Source organism: Saccharothrix deserti (genome assembly GCF_009769385.1).
Lineage (GTDB): Bacteria > Actinomycetota > Actinomycetes > Mycobacteriales > Pseudonocardiaceae > Actinosynnema > Actinosynnema deserti.
Map to the genome: position 1 here is coordinate 294,874 of NZ_VKAB01000015.1, position 25,204 is coordinate 320,077.

21 protein-coding genes are annotated in these 25,204 nt (G+C 69.9%); 13 read left to right on the plus strand and 8 right to left on the minus strand.

Annotated features, from left to right (window positions below):
• Positions 1–6: 6 nt before the first annotated feature.
• Both FM051_RS25115 and FM051_RS25120 read left to right on the plus strand, forming a co-directional pair.
• On the plus strand, positions 7–768 hold the full coding sequence (locus tag FM051_RS25115) for a hypothetical protein (protein ID WP_158847398.1): 762 nt from the start codon (positions 7–9) through the stop codon (positions 766–768).
• A gap of 139 nt (positions 769–907) precedes the next feature.
• A complete protein-coding gene (locus FM051_RS25120; RefSeq protein ID WP_158847400.1) occupies positions 908–1,819 on the plus strand; it encodes an ABC transporter ATP-binding protein in 912 nt (303 codons plus the stop codon).
• Between the two features lie 36 nt (positions 1,820–1,855).
• Here FM051_RS25120 and FM051_RS25125 read toward each other — a convergent pair whose 3' ends face one another.
• Positions 1,856–3,013 carry a S8 family serine peptidase gene (locus FM051_RS25125; RefSeq protein WP_158847402.1) on the minus strand — a complete coding sequence of 386 codons (1,158 nt, stop codon included), beginning with the start codon at positions 3,011–3,013 and terminating at the stop codon, positions 1,856–1,858.
• A gap of 270 nt (positions 3,014–3,283) precedes the next feature.
• Here FM051_RS25125 and FM051_RS25130 point away from each other — a divergent pair, with 270 nt between their 5' ends.
• The 4 genes from FM051_RS25130 to FM051_RS25145 all read left to right on the plus strand — a co-directional run bounded on the left by FM051_RS25130 (position 3,284) and on the right by FM051_RS25145 (position 7,320).
• The gene (locus tag FM051_RS25130) at positions 3,284–3,865 is read left to right on the plus strand and encodes a hypothetical protein (protein ID WP_158847404.1); all 582 of its coding nucleotides are present in this window, start codon (positions 3,284–3,286) and stop codon (positions 3,863–3,865) included.
• 92 nt (positions 3,866–3,957) lie between these two features.
• Positions 3,958–4,599 (plus strand): tRNA (guanosine(46)-N7)-methyltransferase TrmB, encoded by a 642-nt coding sequence (gene trmB, locus FM051_RS25135; RefSeq protein WP_238412639.1) that lies wholly within the window; start codon positions 3,958–3,960, stop codon positions 4,597–4,599.
• A gap of 156 nt (positions 4,600–4,755) precedes the next feature.
• Entirely contained in the window at positions 4,756–5,877 is a 1,122-nt protein-coding gene (locus FM051_RS25140) for a nitric oxide synthase oxygenase (RefSeq protein ID WP_238412633.1), read from the plus strand.
• A gap of 282 nt (positions 5,878–6,159) precedes the next feature.
• A complete protein-coding gene (locus tag FM051_RS25145) occupies positions 6,160–7,320 on the plus strand; it encodes a sensor histidine kinase (RefSeq protein WP_158847410.1) in 1,161 nt (386 codons plus the stop codon).
• 1 nt (position 7,321) lies between these two features.
• On the opposite strand, the gene FM051_RS25150 is transcribed toward FM051_RS25145, so the two are convergent.
• Together FM051_RS25150 and FM051_RS25155 are read right to left on the minus strand one after the other, a co-directional pair.
• A complete protein-coding gene (locus FM051_RS25150) occupies positions 7,322–7,579 on the minus strand; it encodes a hypothetical protein (protein ID WP_158847412.1) in 258 nt (85 codons plus the stop codon).
• 23 nt (positions 7,580–7,602) lie between these two features.
• Complete coding sequence (locus FM051_RS25155) at positions 7,603–8,694, minus strand: hypothetical protein (RefSeq protein ID WP_158847414.1); 1,092 nt, start codon at positions 8,692–8,694, stop codon at positions 7,603–7,605.
• Positions 8,695–8,868: 174 nt separating this feature from the next.
• Here FM051_RS25155 and FM051_RS25160 point away from each other — a divergent pair, with 174 nt between their 5' ends.
• Complete coding sequence (locus FM051_RS25160) at positions 8,869–10,170, plus strand: amidohydrolase family protein (protein ID WP_158847416.1); 1,302 nt, start codon at positions 8,869–8,871, stop codon at positions 10,168–10,170.
• A gap of 43 nt (positions 10,171–10,213) precedes the next feature.
• On the opposite strand, the gene FM051_RS25165 is transcribed toward FM051_RS25160, so the two are convergent.
• Positions 10,214–10,897 carry an SDR family oxidoreductase gene (locus FM051_RS25165; protein WP_158847418.1) on the minus strand — a complete coding sequence of 228 codons (684 nt, stop codon included), beginning with the start codon at positions 10,895–10,897 and terminating at the stop codon, positions 10,214–10,216.
• Positions 10,898–11,205: 308 nt separating this feature from the next.
• The gene (locus FM051_RS25170) at positions 11,206–13,248 is read right to left on the minus strand and encodes a PhoX family protein (protein ID WP_420803622.1); all 2,043 of its coding nucleotides are present in this window, start codon (positions 13,246–13,248) and stop codon (positions 11,206–11,208) included.
• Positions 13,249–13,617: 369 nt separating this feature from the next.
• Between FM051_RS25170 and FM051_RS25175 the strand changes: the two genes are divergently transcribed.
• Both FM051_RS25175 and FM051_RS25180 read left to right on the plus strand, forming a co-directional pair.
• A complete protein-coding gene (locus FM051_RS25175; protein ID WP_158847422.1) occupies positions 13,618–14,259 on the plus strand; it encodes an HAD family hydrolase in 642 nt (213 codons plus the stop codon).
• A gap of 21 nt (positions 14,260–14,280) precedes the next feature.
• Positions 14,281–15,009, plus strand: coding sequence for an SDR family NAD(P)-dependent oxidoreductase (locus FM051_RS25180; RefSeq protein WP_158847424.1), 729 nt, complete (start codon positions 14,281–14,283; stop codon positions 15,007–15,009).
• 66 nt (positions 15,010–15,075) lie between these two features.
• Here the strand turns inward: FM051_RS25180 and FM051_RS25185 are convergent, their stop codons facing one another.
• Complete coding sequence (locus FM051_RS25185) at positions 15,076–16,167, minus strand: inositol-3-phosphate synthase (protein ID WP_158847426.1); 1,092 nt, start codon at positions 16,165–16,167, stop codon at positions 15,076–15,078.
• A 29-nt stretch (positions 16,168–16,196) separates the two neighbouring features.
• Positions 16,197–16,742, minus strand: coding sequence for a PadR family transcriptional regulator (locus FM051_RS25190; protein ID WP_158847428.1), 546 nt, complete (start codon positions 16,740–16,742; stop codon positions 16,197–16,199).
• Positions 16,743–16,910: 168 nt separating this feature from the next.
• Here FM051_RS25190 and FM051_RS25195 point away from each other — a divergent pair, with 168 nt between their 5' ends.
• Together FM051_RS25195 and FM051_RS25200 are read left to right on the plus strand one after the other, a co-directional pair.
• The gene (locus FM051_RS25195) at positions 16,911–17,315 is read left to right on the plus strand and encodes a DUF5318 domain-containing protein (protein WP_202919002.1); all 405 of its coding nucleotides are present in this window, start codon (positions 16,911–16,913) and stop codon (positions 17,313–17,315) included.
• A gap of 652 nt (positions 17,316–17,967) precedes the next feature.
• Positions 17,968–20,343 (plus strand): transglycosylase domain-containing protein, encoded by a 2,376-nt coding sequence (locus FM051_RS25200; RefSeq protein WP_238412634.1) that lies wholly within the window; start codon positions 17,968–17,970, stop codon positions 20,341–20,343.
• Between the two features lie 605 nt (positions 20,344–20,948).
• On the opposite strand, the gene FM051_RS25205 is transcribed toward FM051_RS25200, so the two are convergent.
• Positions 20,949–21,098, minus strand: a complete 150-nt coding sequence (locus tag FM051_RS25205; RefSeq protein ID WP_158847430.1) for a hypothetical protein — start codon at positions 21,096–21,098, stop codon at positions 20,949–20,951.
• A gap of 50 nt (positions 21,099–21,148) precedes the next feature.
• On the opposite strand from FM051_RS25205, the gene FM051_RS25210 reads away from it, so the two are divergent.
• Positions 21,149–21,487, plus strand: coding sequence for a hypothetical protein (locus FM051_RS25210; protein ID WP_420803623.1), 339 nt, complete (start codon positions 21,149–21,151; stop codon positions 21,485–21,487).
• Between the two features lie 308 nt (positions 21,488–21,795).
• Positions 21,796–25,191, plus strand: coding sequence for an RICIN domain-containing protein (locus tag FM051_RS25215; RefSeq protein WP_158847432.1), 3,396 nt, complete (start codon positions 21,796–21,798; stop codon positions 25,189–25,191).
• Positions 25,192–25,204: the final 13 nt, after the last annotated feature.

A 25,204-nucleotide genomic window follows, 5' to 3' on the forward strand; every position in this document is an offset into this window, starting at 1 on the left:
CCACCGATGACTCTGCTCGCCGTTGAACGGATCAAGCTCTTCTCCACCCGCTCGCCGTGGTGGTGCATGCTGCTGGCGCTCGGGTCGACCATCGGCATCACCGCGATCATCGCGGCCAACTGGGACGGCGCGCCGATGCCCGTGCTGGGCGCGGTGTTCAGCTACACGTTCGGGTTGTTCGTGATCATGGTGATGGCCGCGCTGGCGGTCACCACCGAGTACCGCTTCGGCACCATCAAGTCGACGTTCCAGGCGGTGCCCGACCGCGTTTCGCCGATGATCGCCAAGGCGGTCGTCGTGATGCTGCTCTCGGGCCTGGTCGGCCTGGCCGCCGCGTTCGGGTCGTGGGGCCTGAGCTGGGTGCTCGCGGACGACAACTCGGATCTGGCGCTCACCACGGCCAACGACTGGCGGCACGTCGCGGGCATCGGCCTGGTCTTCGCGGCGGGCGCGCTGCTCGCGCTGGGTATCGGCGCCCTCGTGCGGCACACCGCGGGCGCGGTGTCGATCATCCTGGTGTTCGCGCTGGTCGTGGAGAACGTCGTCGCGCTCATCCCGAACATCGGCGACGACATCCAGAAGTGGATGCCGTTCACCGTGGTCAACAAGTTCATCTTCGGCGACCCGGACCCGAGCGCCATCCCGGAGGGCGCCGGGCCGCCCGCGATCGGCGAGCTGAGCCCGTGGGGTTCGTTCGCCTACTTCGCCGGCATCGCGCTGGCGATCTACATCATCTCGCTCGTGGTCGTGAAGCGGCGGGACGCGTAACGGGGGTTCCGCGTCACCGGCGCCGGGGGTCGGCGCGGGCGGCTGGGGGAAGGGGGGAGCTCGGGTCACCTCTCGGGGGGTGGCCCGAGCTTTTCTGCCATAGGTTTCGCCACGAGCGTTTGATCGGACGGGAGAAGTCATGATCGAAGCGACCGGCCTCACCAAGCACTACGGCAGGACCGTGGCCGTCGACGACCTGTCGTTCACCGTGGAAGCGGGCCGGGTCACCGGCTTCCTCGGACCCAACGGCGCGGGCAAGTCGACCACCATGCGGATGATCCTCGGCCTGGACCGCCCCACCCGCGGCCGGGTCACCGTGGACGGCCAGGACTACCAGTCGCTGCACAAGCCGCTGCGCACCGTCGGCGCGCTGCTGGACGCCAAGTGGGTGCACCCCAACCGCTCGGCGCGGGCGCACCTGCAGTGGCTGGCCCGGTCCAACCAGATCCCGGACAAGCGGGTGGACGAGGTGCTGGAGATGGTCGGCCTCACCCAGGTCGCCAAGCGCCGCGCCGGCGGGTTCTCCCTCGGCATGTCCCAGCGCCTCGGCATCGCGGGCGCGCTGCTCGGCGACCCCAAGGTGTTGATGTTCGACGAGCCGGTCAACGGCCTGGACCCGGAGGGCATCCTCTGGATCCGCCAGTTCATGCACCGGCTCGCCGACGACGGGCGCACCGTGTTCGTGTCGAGCCACCTGCTGTCGGAGATGGCCCAGACCGCGCAGGACCTGATCGTGATCGGGCGCGGCAGGCTCATCTCGCAGACCAGCACCGCGCAGTTCATCAAGGACGCCACCGAGGACACCGTCCGCGTCCGCTCGCCCCAGCTCGAACGGCTGCGGGAGCTGCTGGACGGACGCGCCCGCATCGCCGACGCCGCGGCCTCCGACGGCGCCCTCGTCGTGCACGGGGTGGAGCCCGCGTTCATCGGCGAGTTGGCCGCGGCGAACGGCATCACCCTGCACGAGTTGAGCCCGCAACTGGGCTCTCTGGAGGAAGCCTTCATGCAACTCACGAAGGAATCCGTCGAATACCACGCCGCTTCCGACTGATCCGAACAAATCCGCGCAGCAATCAACGCGAACGAATCAGAAGCGGTCCGTGCGCCAGAAGTCGTCGGTCGGTGGCGGGATTTCGGTGACGACCGGGACGGGCGCCCGGCGGATTCGGCCGCGCCGCGCCAGCAGCAGGCTCACCACCGTCACCACGACCCCGACCGCGCCCACCCCGCCGAACGCCACCAGGACCCGCGTCCGGCTGTCCGGGTCGGCCGGTGACGCGGGCAGCCCCTCGGCGGACGGCGGCGGCACGGCGGACGACGTGGGCGGCGGCGGGGCCAGCGGGTTCGACGCCACCTCGGGGACGTCGGCGGTCAGCGCGGCGACCGGGTTGACCAGGCCGAACCCGGTCGCGTTGTCCCGGCCGGGCGCCAGCAGGTCGGTCGCGGTGGTGACGAGGCGGTTCACCACGTTGCCCGCGTCCATGTCCGGGTAGCGGGCGCGGACCAGCGCCGCCGCGCCCGAGACCAGCGCCGTTGCCGCGCTCGTGCCGTCGACCTCGGCGTAACCGGTGTCCACGACCTTCAGCGGCACGGCCGTGACGATCCGCTGCGCGGGCGCGGCGAGCACGGTTTCCGGTCCGGTGTTCGACTCCGGCCACGGACCGTTGCCCTCGATGGTGCCGGAGACCGCGATGACGCCCTTGATGTTGGCCGGCGCGCCCACGTGCTCGTCGCCGTCGTTGCCGGTGCCGGCGACCACCACGGCGTCGTGGTCGAACGCGTAGTTGACCGCCCGCAGCAGGTCCGGGGTGAGCGTCGCCAGCGACGTCAGCGACAGGTTGATCACCTTCGCGCCGTGGTCGACGGCCCAGGTCACCCCCTCGGCGACGGACGCGGTGGTGAACTTGTCGCCGTCCGCGCCGACCGAGATCGGCAGGATCATCGCGCCGGGAGCGACGCCGAGCGCGCCGCCGTCCACGGCCCGGCCGGCGATCAACGTGGCCATCGCGGTGCCGTGGCCGTCGTTGTCCTCGGTGCCGTCCGTGCCGCTCGCCGAGCCGAACCCGGCGCCGGGCAGCAGCGCGCCGGTGAGGTCCGGACGGGTGTCGTCAACGCCCGAATCCACCACCGCGACGACCACGCCCTCCCCGCGCGTCGTGGCGTGTGCGGTCGGGACCCCCATGGCGGCCAGGTGCCACTGTTGTTCCTCGATCGTCTGCGCGCCGGCGACCCCCGGCGCGATCATCGCGATCAAGATCGCGGCGACAACCGCTCTCCCCCTCACGCAATTCCCCCCTGTGTTCGGGATCACAAATATTCCATGTCAGTCATGTTTCACACTTCTGGATTCGGGCAAGCGGAGTACGCCGTTCGTTAAGAAGCCGTGAACTCCGGCACAGCCCCATGACAAGTTCCACTGAACCGGGTCAGATGGAAAGTGCGAATCGTGAGGTGGGCGCCTGCCCGCACGCGAATTCGGATACCCCCCGTCAAGGAACCCCCCGGAGGTGAACCCGTGACGGTGCTTGATCCGGACCTGAACGCCGACCACTCGGCGACCGGGTCGAAGAAGCTGCCACGGCAACGCGACCACGCCCTTCGCGTCGAACCGATGCTGGCGCTGGAATGGTCGCACGCTATCGAGGCCGCGGGAGGCGTCGGTGTCGCCGACTCGCCCGCGCAGTCCCGTCGGGCCTGGATCCACAAGGCCGACGAACAGCAAGTGCTCGCGCTGTTCCGCGCGGTGGGCAAGGACGCTCCAGCACCCTGGTGGCTCCGTGCCCTGGACCGGGGCAAGATCGCCTCGCGCGCGGCGGCGTTCGCCCTCGAGGACGAGATAACCCGGTTGCTGGGCAGCCGGCCGGGTTGGGTGTTCGTCCCGTGGGCGACCGAGGGCGAGGTCGGTTACTGGGAGTTCGTGCCGTCCGAGAGCGGCGTGTACGGCCCCGCCGAGCCGACCACCGTGCAGTTCACCGACCGGCACCCCGGTTTCGTGGACCTCATCCCGGCGCACCGGGGCCCCGGTCAGCGCCAAGCCATCGAGTTCACCCCCGCCGAGCTGCGTGAGCAGATCGAGGACCTGGAGAACATCGCTTAGCGCACCACCTAGGCTGTACGCCCGTGACGTCCAGCCACCAGCGACCGCCGCACCACCGTTCCGTCGTCAGCTACGTGCAACGCGGCGAACGGATGACCGTGGGGCAGCAGCGCGCATGGGACCGCCACTGGGAGCGCTTGGGCCAGGAGGTCAAGGCGCTCCCGGCCGGTCCCGTGCGGTTTGCCGAGTGGTTCGGCCGCGAGGCGCCGGTGGTGCTGGAGATCGGTTCCGGGATGGGCGAGACCACCTCCCAGCTGGTGGCCGCCGCACCCGACGTCAACTACGTCGCCGTCGAGGTCTACAAGCCCGGCCTGGCGCAGCTCCTGCTGCGCGCCGAGGCGCTCGAGGTGACCAACCTGCGGGTCCTGCGCGGTGACGCGGTCGACCTGCTCACCGACCACATCGAGCCCGGCTCGCTGGCCGGGGTGCGGATCTTCTTCCCCGACCCGTGGCCGAAGAAGAAGCACCACAAGCGCCGGCTCGTCCAGCCCGAGTTCGTGCACCTGGTCGCGACGCGCCTCCAGCCGGGCGGCACGCTGCACCTGGCGACCGACTGGGAGCAGTACGCCGAGCAGATGCTGGAGGTGTGCTCGGCCGAGCCGCTGCTGCGCAACCGGTACGACGACTGGGCGCCGCGACCGGACTGGCGGCCGGTCACGAAGTTCGAGCAGCGGGCCGTCGAGGAAGACCGGATCAGCCACGATCTGATCTTCGAGCGCACCGAACTCACCTGACCGTGTCATAAAGTCACGGCACGGCACGGACGATGCGCGGACGACGCGGCGACTCCCAGTCGTTTCGTCACCGGATCGGGCGGTCTTTGTTGATCACCCGATGTGCCCCGTCTGGCAGTGACGTGTGACACCGTTCCGCAACTACGGTTGCCGCCCGTGACCGTAGTTGACAACGAACCGATAACGTTCGACGTGGACGCGGCGGAGGGGTTCCTCCGCATGTTCCACATCGCCCACCCCGAAGCCGGACCCGTCGGACCGCGCCTGAGCCAGGTCCGCGACGAGATCGCCGAGACCGGCACCTACCGCCACACGACCAACGAGCTGGCCTACGGCGCGCGGATCGCGCTGCGCGACTCCGGCTGGTGCACCAGCGGCGTGCCGTGGCGCCGGCTCAAGGTCCGCGACCTGCGCGGGTTCCGCAACGCCGCCGCCGTGGCCGGCGAGTGCGTCGAGCACCTGCGCCTGGCCACCAACGGCGGCGAGATCCGCCCGCTGGTCACGGTGTTCGCGCCGGACGCCCCGACCGCGCCCGGACCTGTCATCTGGAACGAGCAGCTGATCAGGTACGCGGGCCACGGCGACGGCACCGGAGACCGCCGCTACCGGGCGTTCACCGACGCCGTGCGGGGCATGGGCTGGCGACCACCGGCCCCGCCCGGCCGCTTCGACCTGCTGCCGCTCGTGGTGGAGACCGCGCACGAGGGCGCGAAGCTGTTCGCCATCCCGCCGGACGTGGTGCACGAGGTGCTGATCGAACACCCCGAACTGCCCTGGTTCGGCCGGCTCGGCCTGCGCTGGCACGCCGTGCCGGTGATCAGCAACATGCGGCTGACCATCGGCGGCATCACCTACCCCGCCGCGCCGTTCAACTCGTGGTTCGTCGGCTCCGAGATCGGCACCAGGAGCCTGGGCGACGAGAACGCCTACGGCGCGGCCCGGCCCGTCGCCGAGGCGCTGGGCCTCGACACGTCCACCGAGCGCTCCCTGTGGCGCGACCGCGCCGTCGTGGAGCTGAACCGGGCCGTGCTGCACTCGTTCGACCTCGCCGAGGTCACCATCACCGACCACCACGCCGAATCGCTGCACCGGCTGTCGTGGCTGCGCTCACGACAACGCCACTCCGGCAACCGCCCCGCGTTCCGACTCGACCCCTCGGCCGCCCGCCGTGCCCGCGCCGGCGGCCCCGCCCGCTTTTCCCCCGCCCCCGTGGAAACGACTCAACCCCATTCCCCCGGACGGCTCGCCGAACTGCTCCGGCGGCGCGTCGAAGGGTGAGCCCCGAAGACCCGCGTTACTGCTGGGAATCGATCAACACGCCCGCCAACGCCATCAGGACCAGCACCAGCAGGCCCAGCACCGCGCCCGCCCAAGTAGCGACCACTCCGAACATGGTGTCCTCCGTTCCCCGACCCGCAACACCAGAGTCACCCTCGGATTCGTCATCCGGCATCGGCCACTGGTGTGTTTCGAGTGGCGTTCGGGTCAGCCTTGTGGTGGACGGCCCACCCGACCGGGGTCGGACGCGCAATCCTCCTGGGGGACCTACGGTGACGTTCCGTGGAGAGCACACACCTCGGGTGGCGAACCCTGTTCCGCCGCCAGTGGCCGCTGGCCTGCGCCCTGCTCTTTTTCCTGGGCACCGAACGGCTCGGTGACGCGAGTTGGTGGCAGTTCCCCGGGACGGCCGTGGTGTGCGCGCTGGCCGTGCTCGCGCCCCGGCGGCCGTTCGACGCCGCGCTGGCCGCCGCGACGGCCGTGGCGGCGAGTTCCGTCGTGCTCCGGGTGCTCGACATCGCGCCCGATGTGCCGGTGATCAGCGGTCTGGTGATCTCCGAGGTCGCGGCGCTGATGGCGATCACCGCGATCGTGGTGCGTTACGCGCCGTTGGCGCGGGCCGTGCAGGGGGTGGTCCTGCTCGTCGTGGTGTCGGCGGGAACGCGGATCGTGCGACCGACCTACCGGTCGGAGTGGTGGCCGGACGGCTACAGCGGGCCCCCGTTCTGGGAGCAGGCGATCGGCGGCACGGTGCTGCTGACGTTGTCGATCGGCACCGGGTTGTACTTCCGGGCCCGTGACCGGGAGCGGGCGACCGCCGTGCGGGCCGAGGTCGCGGCGGCGCAGCACGCCGAGCGGATGGCGTTGGCGCGCGAGCTGCACGACGTGATCGCGCACTACGTGACCGGGATGGTGGTGCACGCGCAGGCGGCGCAGGCCGTGCCGTCCGCCGCGCAGGACGCGTTGCCGATCATCGTGCGCAGCGGCAACGAGGCGTTGACCGAGATGCGCCGGCTGGTGGGGACGCTGCGCGGCACCGACGCCGACGCGCCGACCGCGACCAGCGACCTGGCCGACGACGTGCGCGGGGTGGTGGAGCAGTCCGGTCAGCCGGTGCGGCTGCACGTCGACCTGCCGGTGTCCGTGCCGCCGTCGTTGGGTCGTTCGGTGCTGCGGTTGGTGCAGGAGTCGTTGACGAACACCCGCAAGCACGCCGAGGGCTTGTCCTCTGTGGACGTCTCGGTGTCGGTGTCCGACGGTGTGGTGCACGTGGTTGTGGCCGACGACGGGCGGGCGCAGAAGGTGGCCCCGGTCGGCGGGTCCGGCGGCTACGGGTTGGTGGGGATGCGGGAACGGGTCGAGCTGCTGGGCGGGAAGTTCAGCGCCGGCGCGCGTTCCGGCGGCGGGTGGGAAGTCCGGGCCGCGCTGCCCGTGGCGGAGTGACCTACAGGCGGCTGGGACCGCGCGGTGGCCACTTCTTCAACCGCACGACCAGGTCGCCGTAGTACTCCTGGGCTGCCCTCTCGTCCGGCAGGTCCAACACCTCGGCCACCGCCTGCCACGAGCCCTGTTGCCGCAGCACCACGCCGATCAGGCTCTGCTCGGACTGATCGGCGTGGCGCCGGTAGCCGTCGCACGAGTGCAGCCACTGCCGGATCACGCGGTCCGGCACGGTCGCCCCGGACTCGCGGGGTTCGCCCATGAACCGAGTATGCCCACGATCGATCAGCTCGCGGTGTGGCGCGTCGCGGGGAGTTCCGCCGGGAGCGGGTAGGTGAAGGCCTTCGCCGGGTCCTCCAGGGCCAGGTGGCGATCCGTGACCGGCTTGCGGGAGCGCGTCCGGCGTTCCTGGTCCGGGATGGTCGGCTGGTAGTCGCCCAGCCAGGTGGTGACGTCGCCGGACACCCTGGCGTTCTCCGCGTGCAGCTCGCGCACCCGGTGCTCCAACTCGGCGATCCGCGCTTCCGCCTCGCGGTGGACCCGGACGACCGACCACAGGAGCTGGTAGGCGCTGCGCTCCACCTCCGCCGATCCGCTCTCGTCGGGCGGGGGTTCGGGCGGCTGGAACACGTGCGGCTGTGTTCGGGGCGGCTCGACCTCTTCCGGCCCGACTTCCTGCGGCTGCACGTCGTCCGGCTGCGCGTCGTCCGGCTGCACGTCGTCCGGCTGCACGTCGCTCGGCTGCACGTCGCTCGGCTGCGTTTCGGACGCCTGTGTTTCGTCCGGTTGCGTTTCGTCCGGCTGGGTTTCGGGCGACCGGGCTTCAGGCAGCCGGGCTTCGAGCGGCTCGGCTTCGGACGTGGACAGGCCGTGCTTCCGCGCCCAGTCCGGGCCGCCGATCATCACCGTGGTGATGTTCTCGATGCCCGGGTCCAACCAGTGCGGGCGGTGCGACTCGGCGTCGTTCTCCCCACCTGCGGCCAGGCAGTGCAGGTAACGGGCGGTCGCCAGCACGTCCAGCGCGAGCCTCGGGTGCACGGCGTCGTGGATCAGATCGGCGATCCGGTCCCACGGCGGCATGCAGTCGGGCCGTGCGTGGACGCCTATCCACCGCGACATCTCGGCCCGCACCGCGCCGAGCGACCGGCCGTGGGCCCAGTGCCCCGGCACGCCCGCCGCACGCCGGAGGATCCGCCGGTACGCGGCGCCCATCCGACCGTGCTCGTCCACCAGGTGGACCAGCAGGAACAACGCCAGCCAACGACGTTCTCGGGACAGGGCCCGATCTGAGAAATCGGCCTCCGACCGGAGGACCATCACCGCGGGCTGCCCACGACCACGCCGCCCGACGGATTCACCACCACCACTACGAGTCACTGCCACTCCTTCGCCGGATCAGCGGGACGACCACCTCTCCCAACGTTTCGGAGGCTACGTCCGTCCGGCGGCTGACCACCGCCCGAAAAGGTCAAACCCACTTTTCGGGTTACCGCCAGAGGCCTAGGCGGCCACGTTGTGTGTCGCCCGATCGGGTCAGGCAGGATCGTGGCCATGTCGCTTCGCCTGCACGCCCCCGTTGTCCTGCCCTGCGATCCCGCCTGCACCGTCCTGCGCGACGCCGTGGTCGACGTCGTCGACGGTCGGGTGGCGTACGTCGGCTCGGAGGCCGACGCGCCGGAGTTCGCGGGCGAGGTCCGCCGGTTGAGCGGAATCCTGCTGCCCGGTCTGGTGAACACCCACGCGCACAGCCCGATGGTGCTGCTGCGCGGGTTGGGCGGCGACCTGCCGCTGCTGCGCTGGCTGCGTGAGGCGATGTGGCCGGCCGAGGCGAAGATGAAGCCCGAGGACATCCGGGTCGGCATGCTGCTCGGCGCGGTGGAGATGCTGCGCAACGGCGTGACCACCAGCGCCGAGATGTACTTCCACGGCGAGCAGCTGGCCGACGCGGTGCTGGCGGCCGGGTCGCGGGTGCTGTTCGGCGCGGCGATCATGGACCTGCCGGGGATGCCGTGGCGGCCGATGACCGACGACATCACCCGGTGGATCGACGCGGACGGGCTGCGGTTCGGGCCGGACGAGCGGATCGAGCTGAGCTACGGGCCGCACTCGGCGTACATCCTGTCGCCGGAGGCGCTGGGCGAGATCGCCGGTGAGGCGCGCGAGCGCGGGGCGTTGGTGCAGATCCACGTCGCCGAGTCGGCCGAGGAGGACCTGGAGCAGCGCGCGTCGCACGGGTCCGTGCCGCGGTTGCTGGAGAAGGCGGGCGTGCTCGGCGGGCGGGTGCTCTCGGCGCACTCCGTGCACCTGTCGCCGGAGGACGTGCGGATCTACGCCGAGCACCAGGTCGGGATCGCGCACTGCCCCGGCTCGAACACCAAGCTGGCGTCCGGGATCGCGCCGCTGCGGTCCTACGTCGACGCGGGCGTGCCGGTCGGGTTGGGCACGGACGGGCCGGCGTCCAACGACGACCTGGACCTGTTCGAGGAGGCCAGGCTGGCGGCACTGCTGGCGCGGGTGACGTCGGGGGACGCCACCGCGATGCGGGCGGCGGACGCGTTGCTGCTGGCCACTCGGGGTGGGGCGGCGGCGTTGGGCCGTGACGACCTGGGTGCGTTGGAGGCGGGTCGGTGGGCGGACGTCGTGCACGTGGACGTGGACGACCCGGCGTTCGCGACCGGGTTGGACGCGCCGGACGAGCAGGTGCTGGCGAACCTGGTGTGGGCGTCGGGGACGCGGCGGGTCAAGGACGTGTGGGTGGCGGGCAAGCAGGTCGTCGCCGACGGGGAGACCACGAACGTGGACCGGCGTGAGGCGCAGGCCGGTGTGCGTGCGGCGGCGAGTCGGCTCCGGTAGGCAGCGGATTTCGGTCTTGTGACGTCACCGCGGTGGAGGGCGGTCAGGCGCGCGGCCTGGGTCTGACCACGATCTCGGTGAAGTGGGCGTCGTCGCCCGCGTGCACGGCGGTGGCGACGGCCTGGGCGACGGAGTCCGCGTGCAGGTAGAGGTGCGGCTGGTAGTCGCCGCTCTCCTGGGCGCGGACTCCGCGTTGCATGTCGGTGTCGACGCGTCCGGGGTGGACGGACGTGACGCGGATGTCTCCCTCTTCGGCGCGCAGGACGTCACCGAAGGCGCGCAGGGCGAACTTGCTGGCGGCGTAGACGCCCCAGTCGGGGTTGGCGTGCAGGCCGGCGCCGGAGTTGATCAGGACCACGTGGCCGCGGGTGGCGCGCAGGAGGGGGAGCGCGAGCCGGGTCAGTTCGGCGACGGCGACGACGTTGATCTCGAGGGTGCGGCGCCAGACGTCGGCGGTCGTTTCGGCGAGCGGTCCGAGTTCGGCGATGCCCGCGCTGTGCACGAGGACGTCCAGGCGGGTGAGGCCGGTGGTGGCGGTGGCCAGGGCGTCCGGGTCGGTCAACTCCACCGGCCAGGTGCGGGCGGACACCAGTGACCCGGCCAGTTCCGCCAACGCCGCCTCGTCCCGACCGCCCAGGAGCAGGTCGTGCGTCGGTGCGAGAACACGGGCGACAGCCGCACCGATGCCGCGCGACGCACCGGTGATCAAGGCAACGGGTCGGCTCATGAACCGACCCTAACCGGCACTTCCGCCGTAACCCACCCGGAGGACCAGCAACGTCCTGAACGTTGAATTCGGACATTCCGAACGTAGGACACACGCGTTCCGAACGTAGGACACACGCGAGAGTCGAACCCTCGCGTCCCGAGAGTCGAACACTCAGGTGGGCCGAGTTCAACACTCAGGTTCCGGCCACGCGCGTCCTGAGCGTTGAACTCACAGGACCTGAACGTTCGACTCTCGCTACCTGAGGGTTCGACTCTCGGGAGTTGTGTGGAGGGCCCGGCACTGGGCGCGAGCCCTCCACCTCGGGGTCAGCCGCAGATGCGGCCCTTGTCCTTCTTCCACACCGCGACGACGGACGGGCGCGGCTGGGAGGTGCCGCCGTCCGGCCAGTGCGAGGCCGGGTTGGAGGCCGACGCGCCGTCGATCTCACCGGGGTGCTGCACGGCGACCAGCACGAAGTCGTCCTCGATGACCGGGCCGCACGTCTCGGCGCCCTTCGGCACGGTGAGGAACTGCTTCACGCGACCGCGGTAGGGGCCCTCGACCGGCACCGCGAACAGGCCGTCGTTCGACTTCAGGGCGTTGCCGTCGGTGGAGATCCACAGGTTGCCCTGCGCGTCGAACGCCACGTTGTCCGGGCACGAGATCGGCGAGACCTGGGTCTTGTCGTAGCCGCCGAAGTACGTGTCGGGCGACGTCGGGTCGCCGCACACCAGCATCAGCTTCCACGAGAACGTGGTCGCGGTGTTGTCGCCGCGGCGCTCCTCCAGCTCCAGCACGTGCCCGTGCCGGTTGTTGAGGCGCGGGTTCGGCTCGGTGGCGCCTTCCTTGCCCGCCTTGCCGCGGTCGGTGTTGTTGGTCAGCGCCGCGTACACCCGGCGGTTGCGCGGGTTCGGCTCGACGTCCTCGGGGCGGTCCATCCTGGTCGCGCCGACCTTGTCCGCCGCGAGCCGGGTGAAGACGTAGACCTCTTCGGCGGTGAAGCCGGGCACGAACGACTTGGTGCCACTGGCCAGCGGGATCCACTCGCCGGAGCCGTCGAACTCGCCGTCCGCGGGCAGCTTGCCGGAGCCGTCGATCTCGGCGACCGGGCTGTCGCCGGTGAACTTGGCGACGTACAGCGTGCCCTTGTCCAGCAGCTTCTTGTTGTGCTCACGGGCGTGCTTGCTGTTGCCCGGCTTGAACTTCTCGTCGGACACGAACTTGTACATGTAGTCGAAGCGCTCGTCGTCACCCATGTACGCGACCACGCGGCCGTCGCGGGCGATGATCACGTTGGCGCCCTCGTGCTTGAAGCGGCCGAGCGCGGTGTGCTTGACCGGCGTCGAGGTCGGGTCGAGCGGGTCGATCTCGACGACCCAGCCGAACCGGTTGACCTCGTTGGGCTCCTGCGCCACGTCGAACCGCTTGTCGAACCGCTCCCACTTGCGCGTGGACGCCGCGCCGGACAGGCCGTACCGGGTGAGCCGCGCCTTCACCACCGGGTCGGTGACCGAGCCCGCGTTGCCGAAGTACTGGTTGAAGTTCTCCTCGCCGGACAGGATCGTGCCCCACGGCGTGACGCCGCCGGCGCAGTTGTTGAGCGTGCCCAACACCTTCGTGCCGGTCGGGTCGGCCGACGTCTTGAGGAACGCGGAACCCGCCGCCGGGCCGGTGACCTTGAACTCCGAGGTCGCGGTCAGCCGCCGGTTGTAGCGCCGGTCCACCTTGGGCACCAGCTTGCCGCTGCGCCGGTCGCGCTCGACCAGCACGACCGAGGCGCCGTGCGCGGCCCACGCGATCTCGGTCTGCTCGCGGGTGGGGTTGTTCGCGTCCCAGTTCTTGAACAGGAACTCCTCGCTGGTGTACTCGTGGTTGGCCACGAGCACCCACTGGTCGTGCCTGCCGACCGGCACCAGGCCGAGGAAGTCGCAGTTGTAGCCGAACTGCTTCGCCTGCGCCGCCGGGGTCTGGCCGTCGAAGTCGAACGCGGGCGCGCCGGGCACCACCGGGTCGCCCCAGCGCAGCACGACGCCCTGCTCGTAACCCTCGGCCGTGACGACGCGGTCCTCGGTGTTGGGCGCGACGGCGGTGAAGTTCAGGCCGTCCTTGCGCCGCCCGCCGCCCAGGTCGACATCGGCGTCGGCGGTGGTGGGCTCAGCGACGGCGCTGCCGGCACCGACCAGCCCGACACCCGCGCCCGCGACGGCGAGCACCGCGCCCGCCTTCAGCAGGCCACGCCGACGCACGACCTCGCCGACGACGTCACCGAAGTAGGCGTTGCCGGACGTGTTGGGCGCCTCGTGCGCGCACGCGTCGCCGCAGCGGTACTTGCAGGTGATCGCCGAACGCCCGAGGGGGTGATTGGGCAACAGGGGCAGCAGGCGCCGGCCCCGATCGGTGGATGAGGACACACGGACCTCCGAGATCGCTCAGTGGGAACTGGGCGACCGTAGGAGTGCAACCCCTCCTGCAACAAACGTCGAAGTGAACGGCAGGAGAACACCTCCACGGCCAACCAACCGGAACCGCCTGCTCACACGGCGTGTGGTCAGTCGATCACACGCCGATGCGCCCGCCCTCCCCCACGACTTCCACGGCAACCCACACCGCGAGGTCGCGTCGGTCGTTCGCGACTCATTTTCCGCCGATCACGCTCACCCTTCGTCAACCCACCATTCGACCAGTTCCGATTTTGCTTAGCCTAGCTAAGCAAGCGGCCTCGCACTACGGTCATGGGTGTGGAAGCTGTGGTGTTCGACCTGGACGGCGTGCTGGTGGACTCCGAGCGGATGTGGGACGAGGTGCGCCAAGCCTTCGCCGCTCGACACGGGGGCAGGTGGCTGCCCGCGTCGACACGCGCGATGCAGGGCATGAGCACACCCGAGTGGGCGACGTACCTGGTGACCGAGGTGGGCGTCCGGCTCACCCCGGCCGAGACGGCGGCGGGCGTGATCGGCGAGATGGCCGAGCGCTACGCCGAGGGCCCGCCCGTGCTGCCGGGCGCGGTCGAGGTCGTGCGCGAGGTGGCGTCCCGCTACCCGGTGGCGATCGCCAGCTCGTCACCGCCGGTGCTGATCAAGTCGTTCCTGGCGGCGACCGACCTGACCGGCGTCGTCCCGGTGGCGTTGTCGAGCGAGCAGGCGGGCGCCGGCAAACCCGCGCCGGACGTCTACCTGCTGGCCGCGTCCAAGCTGGGCGTGGAGCCGACCGACTGCGCCGCCGTGGAGGACTCGACCAACGGCCTGCGCTCGGCCCTGGCCGCCGGCATGACCGTCTACGCCGTACCCAACCCCCACTTCCCCCCGGACCCGGCGGTGTTGGCGCACGTCACGGTGTTGCGCTCGCTGTCCGACCTGCCCGGAGCGCTGTCCGGCCGATGACGACCGCCTAGCGTGCAGCTCATGGAACGACGGGTTGCGGTTGTCACCGGGGCGGCTCAGGGGATCGGGTTGCGGATCGCCGAGGTGTTGCGGGGGGACGGGTACGAGGTGGTGGGGTTCGACCTCGCCGCGACGGACGGCGGGGTGGTCGGGGACGTGTCGTCGCCCGGTGACGTCGCCAAGGTGGTCGAGCGGGTGGCCGGGCGGGTCGACGTGTTGGTCAACAACGCCGGGATCGCGGGGATCGTGCCGTTCGAGGACACGTCCTTGGCGCAGTGGCAGCGGATGCTCGAAGTCAACCTGACCGGGCCGTTCCTGCTCACGCAGGCGCTGGGCAGGCTGATGCTGGACGCGGGCACGGGGTCGGTGGTCAACATCGCGTCCGTGGCCGGCTTGCGCGGGGTGGCGGATCGGGCCGCCTACAACACCACCAAGCACGGGCTCATCGGGATGACGCGCACCCTCGCGGTGGAGTGGGGTGGGCGCGGTGTCCGGGTCAACGCGGTGTGCCCCGGCTGGGTCAAGACCGAGATGGACGTCGAGTCGCAGGCCGGCGGGCACTACGGCGACACCGACATCACCGACCACGTGCCGCTCGGCCGGTTCGCCGTTCCCGACGACATCGCGCAGGCCGTGGCGTTCCTGGCCGACCCGGCGCGCAGCGGGTTCGTCAACGGTGTCGCGCTGCCCGTGGACGGCGGCTGGACGGCCGACGGGTCGTGGCAGTCGCTGCGGCTGTCGAAGCGCTGATCACGCCCACGACAAAACCCCCTTGGGCCCGGCGAGCCGGGTCCAAGGGGGTACCGCTCAACGTTGTCAGCGCTCGACGTCGCCGCGGATGAAGGCCTCGACCGCCTCGTGCGCCTCGGAGTCCGAGTACTGCACCGGCGGGGACTTCATGAAGTACGACGACGCGGACAGGATCGGGCCACCGATCCCCCGGTCCAGCGCGATCTTCGCCGCCCGCACCGCGTCGATGATGATGCCCGCCGAGTTCGGCGAGTCCCACACCTCGAGCTTGTACTCCAGGTTCAGCGGCACGTCGCCGAACGCCCGGCCCTCCAGCCGCACGTACGCCCACTTGCGGTCGTCGAGCCACGCCACGTAGTCGGACGGTCCGATGTGGACGTTCCGCTTGCCGAGGTCGCGGTCGACCTGCGAGGTCACCGCCTGCGTCTTGGAGACCTTCTTGGACTCCAGCCGCTCCAGCTCCTTCATGTTCAGGAAGTCCATGTTCCCGCCCACGTTGAGCTGCATCGTCCGGTCGAGCTGGACGCCGCGGTCCTCGAAGAGCTTCGCCAGCACGCGGTGCGTGATGGTGGCGCCGACCTGCGACTTGATGTCGTCGCCGACGATCGGCACGCCGGCCGCGCGGAACTTCTCCGCCCACTCCGGGTCGGAGGCGATGAACACCGGCAGCGCGTTGACGAACGCCACACCGGCGTCGATGGCGGCCTGCGCGTAGAAGCGGTCCGCCTCCTCCGAGCCGACCGGCAGGTACGACACCAGCACGTCGACCGACGCGTCGCGCAACGCCTGCGCCACGTCGACCGGCTGCTCGTCGGACTCCTCGATGGTCTCCCGGTAGAACCTGCCGAGCCCGTCGAACGTGTGCCCGCGCTGCACGGTGACGCCCAGCGGCGGCACGTCGGCGATCTTGATCGTGTTGTTCTCACTCGCGCCGATGGCCTCGGACAGGTCGGTGCCGACCTTCTTGGCGTCCACGTCGAACGCGGCGACGAACTCGATGTCGCTGACGTGGTACTCGCCGAAGCGGACGTGCATCAGACCGGGCACGCGGGTGCTCGGGTCGGCATCGCGGTAGTAGTGGACGCCCTGCACCAGCGACGCCGCGCAGTTGCCGACCCCGACAATGGCCACTCGAACGGTGCGGCGGTTGTCGCCCATGCCGAGTCCTCCTTGTTCATCAGTGAGAGTTATTGGTCCCGCTCGCGCTGTTCGGCCTGCTCGTGGGCGATCAGCTCGTTCAACCACCGCACCTCGCGCTCGGTGCTCTCCAGCCCGAGGCGGTGCAACTCCCGGGTGTACCGGTCGATGCGCTCGCTGGTCGCCGATAATGAGGTGCGCAGTCCTTCGCGGCGTTCTTCGACGCGGCGCCTGCGGCCTTCCAGGATGCGCATCCTGATCTCGGCGGGGGTGCGGGAGAAGAACGCGAGGTGGACGCCGAACGAGTCGTCGTCCCACGTCTGAGGACCGGCGTTGGCCAGCAGTTCGGCGAACCTCTCCTTGCCCTCGGCGGTGAGCTTGTAGACCTTGCGCGCCCGGCGGCCCCAACGGGCCGAGTCGTCCTCGGGCACTTCCTCGACGATGAGGCCACCACGTTGCAACTTGCGCAGCGTGGGGTACAGCGTCCCGTAGGAGAACGCGCGGAACGCCCCCAGCAGCTCGTGCAAGCGCTTGCGCAGCTCGTAGCCGTGCATGGGCGCTTCGTGCAGCAGGCCGAGGATCGCGAACTCCAGCACGTAGCACCTCCTCGCTCCGGCGAGCGCCGATGGGTGCAACCAGTATATCGGCCCGATACATCCACGCATCTTGACGCTGTGTCGCGTGGCACACATGACCCCCTGCCTTCGGGCCACTGCCCCGAACGGCCCATCGGTGGAGTTGGGGTGCCACGTACTCTGGTCGTCGTGTTGACCCAACGACAGGTCGTGGACTACGCCTTGCAGCGCCGTGCGCTGCTGGCGGAGGTCTACGCGGGTCGAGTGGGCACGATGGAGGTCTGCGACGCCAGCCCGTACCTGCTGCGAGCTGCGAAGTTCCACGGCCAACCGAGCGATGTGACCTGTCCTGTGTGCCGGAAGGAACCGCTCACGCACGTGTCCTGGGTCTACGGCGACGAGCTCAAGCACGCGGCCGGATCCGCGCGCACCGCCGATGAGCTCACCCGCATGGCGAACCTTTTCGAGGAGTTCACCGTGTATGTGGTTGAAGTTTGCCGCACATGTAGTTGGAACCACCTGGTGCAGTCATACGTCCTGGGAACGCGTGGCCTGAATTCCCGAAAGCCGCGCAGGAGGACCGCGGCGGAGTGAACCTGCTCCCGCCACGGGCGCCGCTCCGACTAGGGGCAGTGGCGTACGACCACCGAACCGCGTGCAGGAGCACGCCGGTCTGGGAGGCCATTTCGTGAACGACCAGCATGACGACAGGCATCGTGGCGCGGAGCCGCAGTGGCCTACCGGGGAAGACCCGGACGGCGCCGCGCACCCACCGCGGCACGGCGCCGGGGATCAGCCGGAGCGTCCGAACACCCCACCAGGTGGTTTCGCACGCGCTCCGCTCGACGGCCCCGGCCCGCGCCACGGCACCCCACCGGGTGGGTTCTCCCGCCCGATGACGCCGCCGGGCGGTCTCCCGCCGGCGGGAGGTACCCCGCCCGGCGGCATCCCCCGAGGTGGCCCGCCGCCACGCCGACCGGCCGTTCCCGGTGGTCCGGGTGGACCAGGCGGTCCGGCAGGCCCCGGCGGTCCCGGCCCGAACGGCAGGCTCGGCCCGGCCGGTCCCGGCGCACGCCCCGGCGGTCCTGGTGGTCCGGGTGGTCCGGGTGGCCTCGACGGCGTGGCAGCCGCGGGCAGCGTGCCCGGCGGCCCGCCCCTGCGCCCGAATACCCCTCCCGGCGGCATGCGCCGACCGGGCGGTCCCGGAGGCCCCGGCGGTCCGGTGCCGCCAGGCGGCCGTCCCCCGATGTCCGGTCCCGGCGGTCCTCGTCGCCCCGGTGGCCCCGGTCCGGAACGGCGTCCCGGTGAAGAGCCGACGGACCTGCTGCCGCCCGTGTACCAGAGCACGCCGCGCGAGCCCGAGCTCCTCACGCACCGCGAGGACGAGCTCGAGGTCGAACCGTTCTACGACGACGAGTACGACGAGGAGCTGACCGAAGAGGAGGCCCGCGTCGTGCGTCGGAAGAAGGTCTGGCGCCGCGTGCGCCGCGGCACCTACATGGCCCTGGGCCTGATGCTCCTCGCCCCGGTCGTCGCCTTCGCGGTCGCCTACCAGGTGGTCGAGGTCCCGAACCCGGAGCAGGTCGCCTCCGAGCAGAACAAGACGATCACGATCCTCTACTCCGACGGCTCGCCGATGACCACGATCGCCCCCGAGGGCGCGAACCGCACCCTGGTCACGTACGAGGAGATCCCGGACACCGTCAAGAAGGCCGTCTTCGCCGCCGAGGACCCGACGTTCGAGACGAACCCCGGCTTCGACATGTCGGCCATCGCCCGTGCGGTCTACTACCAGCTGACCGACCGCCAGTCCGGCGGCTCCGGTCTGACGCAGCAGTACGTGAAGCAGGCGACCGAGCAGGACGACGGGACGCTGACCCGCAAGTTCAACGAGATGGTCACCGCGTACAAGATGTCGGAGCAGCAGAAGAAGCCCGACATCCTGACCGCGTACCTGAACACGATCTACTTCGGTCGCTCCGCCTACGGCATCAAGACAGCGGCGAAGGAGTACTTCGACGTCGACGACCTCCAGAAGCTCACCCAGTCGCAGGCCGCCCTGCTCGCCGGCATGATCCAGAGCCCGAGCAACTCCGAGAAGCCCGCGTACCGGAAAGAGCGCTGGAACTACGTCATGGACCAGCTGCTCAGGCACCAGTGGATCGACGAGGCCTACCGGAATTCCGAGCCGGAGCCGGTGCCCGTCGAGGTGACCGACGACTCCGGCCTCAGCGGCCCGCGCCTGCACATCAAGGACCAGGTCCTCCAGGAGATGGCGCGGTTCGAGTGGCCGCAGCAGAAGGCTCAGCAGCTCGGTGTCACCGTGCACACCACCATCGACCCGCCGATGCAGCAGGCGGCGGAGGACTCGGTGAACGAGGTGCTGAAGGGCCAGACGGAAGGGTTGAAGTCCTCGCTCACCGCGATCGACCCGCAGACGGGCGCGGTCAAGGCGTACTACGCGGGTGAGGATGGCACCGGCCTGGACTACGCGCTCGGCACGCTCCAGGAGCCCGGCTCGTCGTTCAAGCCGTTCGACCTGGTCGCCGCGCTGAAGAAGGGCAAGGGTCTCAACTCGACCTACGACGGCCGGTCGCCCAAGGAGTTCAAGCTCGGCGGCAACGAACCCCTCGTCATCCGCAACGCCTCCGACCGGAACAACACCTGTGGCGAGAAGTGCCCCGTCAAGAGGGCGATGGAACTGTCGCTGAACACGGTGTTCTACGAGATGGTGATCGAGATCGGCACCCAGCCGGTCGCGGACGCCGCCTTCGAGGCGGGAATCCCCAAGTCGGTGCCGACGGGTGAGGGGGAGCAAAAGCTCCTGGTCAACGAGAACGGCGGCGCGCCGAACGTCGGTATCGCGATCGGCGACGGTCAGGCGCAGGTGCGGCCGTTCGACATGGCCTCGGCCTACGCGACCTTCGCCGCACGCGGCGTCTACCACGAGCCGTTCTTCGTCTCGAAGATCGTCGACAGCGAGGGCAAGCCGGTCTACCAGCACATCGACAAGTCCAAACCCGCGTTCGACCCGGACCCCACCAAGAGCCAGGACATCGCGGACAACGTGACCGAAGCGCTCAAGGGCGTCGTGAAGGAAGCGAAGATCCAGTGCGCGGGCCGCGAGTGCGCAGCCAAGACCGGCACGCACGAGCTCCCGGGCAGCGTCAACCAGAACTCGAAGGCCTGGACGGTCGGCTACACGCCGTCGCTGTCCGCGTCCGTCTGGATGGGTCGTGACCGGGGCGACGAGGCGTTGGTGGACAACAAGGGCAACCCGATCTTCGGTGGCGGCCTGCCGGGTCAGATCTGGAAGAAGTTCATGGACAGGGCCCTGAACGGCACGGCCGCGGAGCCGTTCCCGAAGATCAAGCTGCTGGGTCCGGCCACGGCCGCGACGAAGCCGCCCAGCACGCCCCCGTCGATCACCACGCCCAAGAGGGACGAGGACAACCGGACGACGACCGGCGAGGTCACGACCACTCAGCCGCCGACGACCACGCAGCCCCGCCCGACCCGGCCGGGGTCGTGCGGAGCCCTCATCTGTCCGACCACGCCCACCACGACGGGCGAGGAAGAGCCCGATCCGAACGGCGGTGGCGGCGCACCACCGAACGGTTAGCGCACCGGTTAAGCGCACCAGAAGGGGCTCGGCCATGTGCCGGGCCCCTTCTCGCTTTTTCCGGCATATTCACTCGACCGGCGTATCGGGAATCAGACTTCCCATTGCCGACGCTCACACAAATAGACCAACGTGATCTCAATCATGTTTTAATCCGGTTGACCATGAACGGCCTGTGGAGTTTGCTCGATACCGAGGGTCCATCACACCCCGGGGGGAACGGGTGAGCGAGACCGAAGCGCGCCATTAGACGGTTTCCCACAGCACCTGATCAGCACATACCGGCCGAGGTCGCGCGCGCAGCGACCGCCGACCGCCGACCGCTGCATTCATCGCGCGCAAATTCACCTGCTCCACAAATTCGACGTGATCACCCCTGCGATCAATCGAGGAACGGTGGGCACATGCGGAGAAAAACGACACCGGTAGCCCTGAGACAGCAGTGGTCGCGGCATTGGTGACCGCCCCGGTCGAGCCGCCGGTGGTGGCGGCCGAGAAGCGCGGTGAACTGCTCGAAAACGGCTGCAGTCGTCCGGGGACCGGCTGTGGACCACCACCGGTGACGGCGCGGGCCTCCACGTGCTGGTCGCCGAGGCGAAGACCGGCTACTCCTGGCGCACGGCCGCCACACCGGCCGAACCCGGCGTCGAGGCCGACACGTGGATCGGCAACGCGGGCGACCTGGTGACCGGCGTCGTCACCGACCTGGCGGTCCACGCGAACACCGGGAAGGTGAGCGAGCACACCGAGGTCACCGGTCAGTTCACCTCCGCTGTCCCGCTGCGGGACGGTTTCGCACGCCTGCGTGACGGAGTCGGGCAAGCGCGCGGTCGTGGTGCACGCGCCGCGCATCTTCACGAACAAGGACGAACTGGCCGGGCGCGGCGGTTTCTTCTACCTGGGACCGGACAATAAGGGCCTGCCGATCGACTGGTTCCCCGGCGTGGTGGTGGTGCGGGATATCGCAGTGGTCGTGCTGTGCGTGTTCATCGTCCGAGAGATCTACCGACTCGTCCGGGACTTGGTGCGCCAAGCCGGCGATGATGACCCGTGTGGTGGTTCCCGGACGGCGCGCCGGACCGCCGGGCACTACGTTCCAAGTCCCTTCGTGAGGCCGTCCCCAGCACCCGTTGACAATCCTTGATCAGCCGGTTTTACTGATTTTACCGGTCACTGCGGAGTGCCGGCATCAGAGGGGCTGATGAATATTTCCTTTCGTGGGCCGTCGTTTTCCCGAATCAGAACGAGCGCTTCCTGATCTGACGTTCACCAGCACCTCGACACCCTCCGGATTCCGGCGGTGATCAAGTTCTTCGGCGCACCCCCGCCCGATCGCGGCGGCCGGGTGCGCTCAAAAACGCCCAATTAACGGCACGGGCCCCAAATTGTTCACCGCGCGGCGAAATCACCGCGCGGTGTCGGTCCGCGCCTCGATCACAATGAAAGGCAACCATGTCAAGAACGTGGTCGCGAGCCGCGCTGTGCGCGTTCTCGCTGCTGCTGCTCGCCCCGGTGGTGGGTACCGCGCAAGCGGAACCCACGCTCCCGCCGGGGTCCGTACAGGCGACACAGGCGGCGGCGCCGCCCGTGGAGCCGCCTTCGATCGACAACGGCAAGCGCGACGAGCTCCTCGGCCAGGGGTGGCAGCAGTCGGGCGACCTGCTGTGGACGACCTCCGGCGACGCCGAGGGCTTCCACCTGCTGACCGCCGAGGCCAAGACGGGCTACACCTGGCGCACCGCCGCCTCGTTGCGGCAGCCCGGTCTGGCCGCCGACCAGTGGATCGGCAACGTCTGCGTGACCGGCTCGGGCAAGCGGGCGGTCGTCGTGTACGCGCCCCGCACCTTCACCAACGACGAGAAGCTCTCCAACCGCGGCGGGTACACGGCCGTGGTCGACCTCGCCTCCGGCGCGGTGACCGAACTGCCGGTCCGCACCTCTCTCGCCTACTTCAACCCGGGCTGCGGCGCGGGCGACGTCGTCGCCCTCACCCAGGGCGCGGACACGGACATGGGCAAGACCGGCGTGTTCACCCTGGACACCGCGACCGGCGCGCTGAGCGCGCGCACCGAGCTGCGCAGCCAGCTCACCTCGGCCGTGCCCACCCCGAAGGGGCTCGTCGTGGCCGCCGCGGGCACGTTGGCGCTGGTCGGCAAGGACGGGAAGCTGGAGCGCCTCAACCCGACCCGCGGCGTGGCGTACAACCTCACGCCGGACGCGGACGGCGGCGTGGTCTACGCCCAGGGCGCGGACAAGGACGGCGTCGAGGTGCGGCGCTTCCCCGGCTCCGGCAAGGAGTCGGAGCTGCTGGCGGCGGGCCGCACCGGCGAGGTCGGCATCGCCCGCGGCACGCAGGGCCGGGTGTTCCTGACCGGCAAGCCCGCGAAGGTCGAGAAGCTCCCCAAGAGCGTCGTCAAGCTCGACGTCGACGCCCGCGCGGAGGTCTCCACCTCCGGTGAGGCCGTGGTCACCGGGCTGCGCGCGTCCGGCAAGGCGGTCCTCGCCACCCAGCCGGTGCACATCGCGGCGAAGAGCACGAAGACCGGACGCGACCTCGGGTTCACCGTGAACCCGGCGGACAACCCCGTCCGCGGCACGGGGTCGAAGTCCGAGGGCGTCGAGATCCAGCAGCCCCCGGCGAACGGCGACGCCACCACCGGCGAGGTCGGCATCGCGGCCGACGACCCGGACTCGCTGTGCTCCGTGCCGCGCAACGACCCGGCCATCCAGGTCTTGCAGCCCAAGCCGAAGCAGGTGGAGTGGGCGGCGAACATGGCGATCGAGGGCGGCCTGAGCATCCAGCGGCCGGACAACTGGCACAGCAACGGGCTCCCCGCCTACAGCCCGCAGGGCCTCTTCCCGCCCCGCATCATGACCGGCAAGGTTCCCGCGCAGGTCATGCTCGGCATCCTGGGCCAGGAGTCCAACCTCTGGCAGGCCAGCAAGCACATCATGCCCGGCGACTACGGCAACCCGCTGATCGGCAACTACTACGGCCTCGAGAGCTACGACGACGACCCGAGCAACGACTGGATCATCCGGCCCGAGCACGCGGACTGCGGCTACGGCGTGTCCCAGATGACCGACGGGATGCGGCGCGGCGGCAGCCTGTCGCCCTTCCAGCAGAAGGCGATCGCGACGGACTACGCGACGGCCATCGCCGCCGGCATGCAGCTGCTGCAGGACAAGTGGAACGAGTTGCAGGCCGCCGGCGTGCGGATGAACGACAACGACCCGTCGAAGATCGAGAACTGGTTCGCGGCGGCGTGGTCGTACAACTCCGGCTACCACCAGCCGGGCAAGGAAGGCTCGAACGGCGCGTACGGCCTCGGCTGGACCAACAACCCGGCCAACCCGCGCTACCCCGAGGGCCGCGCGCCGTTCGGCAAGGACCCGCGCGACTTCGCGAGGCCGCAGCAGTGGCCCTACCCCGAGCGGGTCATGGGCTTCGCGGCCAACCCGCCGTCCGGGTACGAGGCGCCGGGCGTCGAGGTGCCGTTCTTCCGCGCCGCCTGGTGGAACTCGGAGGCGTTCCGCGATGGCGTCAAGCCGGACTGGAGGACCTTCTGCGACCCGGCGAAGAACACGTGCTTCCCGGAGAACGACTACGTCCCGAACCACCCGGACGTGATCGGTGAGCCGGCGGGACCGTGCGGGCACAAGTCGGTGGACGGGTACTACGACCTGAAGTGCTGGTGGCACGACTCGGTCAGCTGGAAGACCGACTGCCCGAACACCTGCGGCAACGAGTTCATCCGCTACGACTACCCGGCTTACGCGAACTCCGAGCCCGTCGACGGCACCAGCTACCCGCCGACGTGCGGTACGGCCGGGCTGCCCACCAGCGCCCTGGTGGTGGACGACATCCCGCGGCTGACCCCGCCGGTCCGGGACGTCAACTGCAAGCGCACCAACTTCGCCGACGGCGCCTTCCAACTGACCTACGGCCGCAACGCCGCGGGCCAGGAATCCGGGAAGATCGGCCTCCAGCAGTCCGGCGGCGGGTACGGCTCGCACTTCTACTTCACCGACCTCGGCATGGCCTCCGACGAGGAGAGCCGTCAGCTGGAGGTCAAGGCGCGGTGGACGCTCGACCGGGTCATCACCACGCCGGCCGAGGTGTGGGTGAACCGGCCGAAGGCGATGGAGGACAGCACCCTCCCGATGGACTACGTGGTCGACACGGCCAACGGGCCGCTGACCGTCACCGCGCAGTACCCGGGCCTGGGCGACAAGTGGATCAACCTCGGCACCTTCCCGTTCAACGGCAAGCCGTCGGTGTCGGTCAGCTCCCTCAAGCAGACCAGCTTCGCCACCACCCCCAAGATCGCCTTCGACGCGGTCGCCTTCGTTCCGGCGCAGGCGTCGAGCGGCAAGGTCGCCAAGATCACCAGCCACGCCGGCCTGTGCCTGGCCCCCCAGAACAACGGGGTCGATTCCGGCGTGCCTGCCGTGCAGCGGGCGTGCAACGATGATTTCGCGGAGAAATGGTCCGTGAACTGGATCACGACCTACACCGACGCGAACGGCCTCAAGCGCTACGTCTACAAGTTCCGGAACGAGAACAGCGGCAAGTGCCTGGAGGTCCCGAACAACCGGACCGACGTGGGCGCACCCGTTCAGCAGGCGGATTGCGTGTGGACCGCCTACAACCAGCAGTGGTCGTCCGGCAGCACCATCCTCGACATCAACGGCAAGAACGACTTCGCCAACCGGAACAGCGGGCTGTACATGGGCCTCGCGGGCTGCGACACGACACCGGGTGCTCCGGTGCAGCAAATCCCGTACGGCCAGGTGTGCAACAACGACGCCAATGCCACCACGTGGCGTTTCACGTTCCTCGGCTAGTCAGTCGGCACGA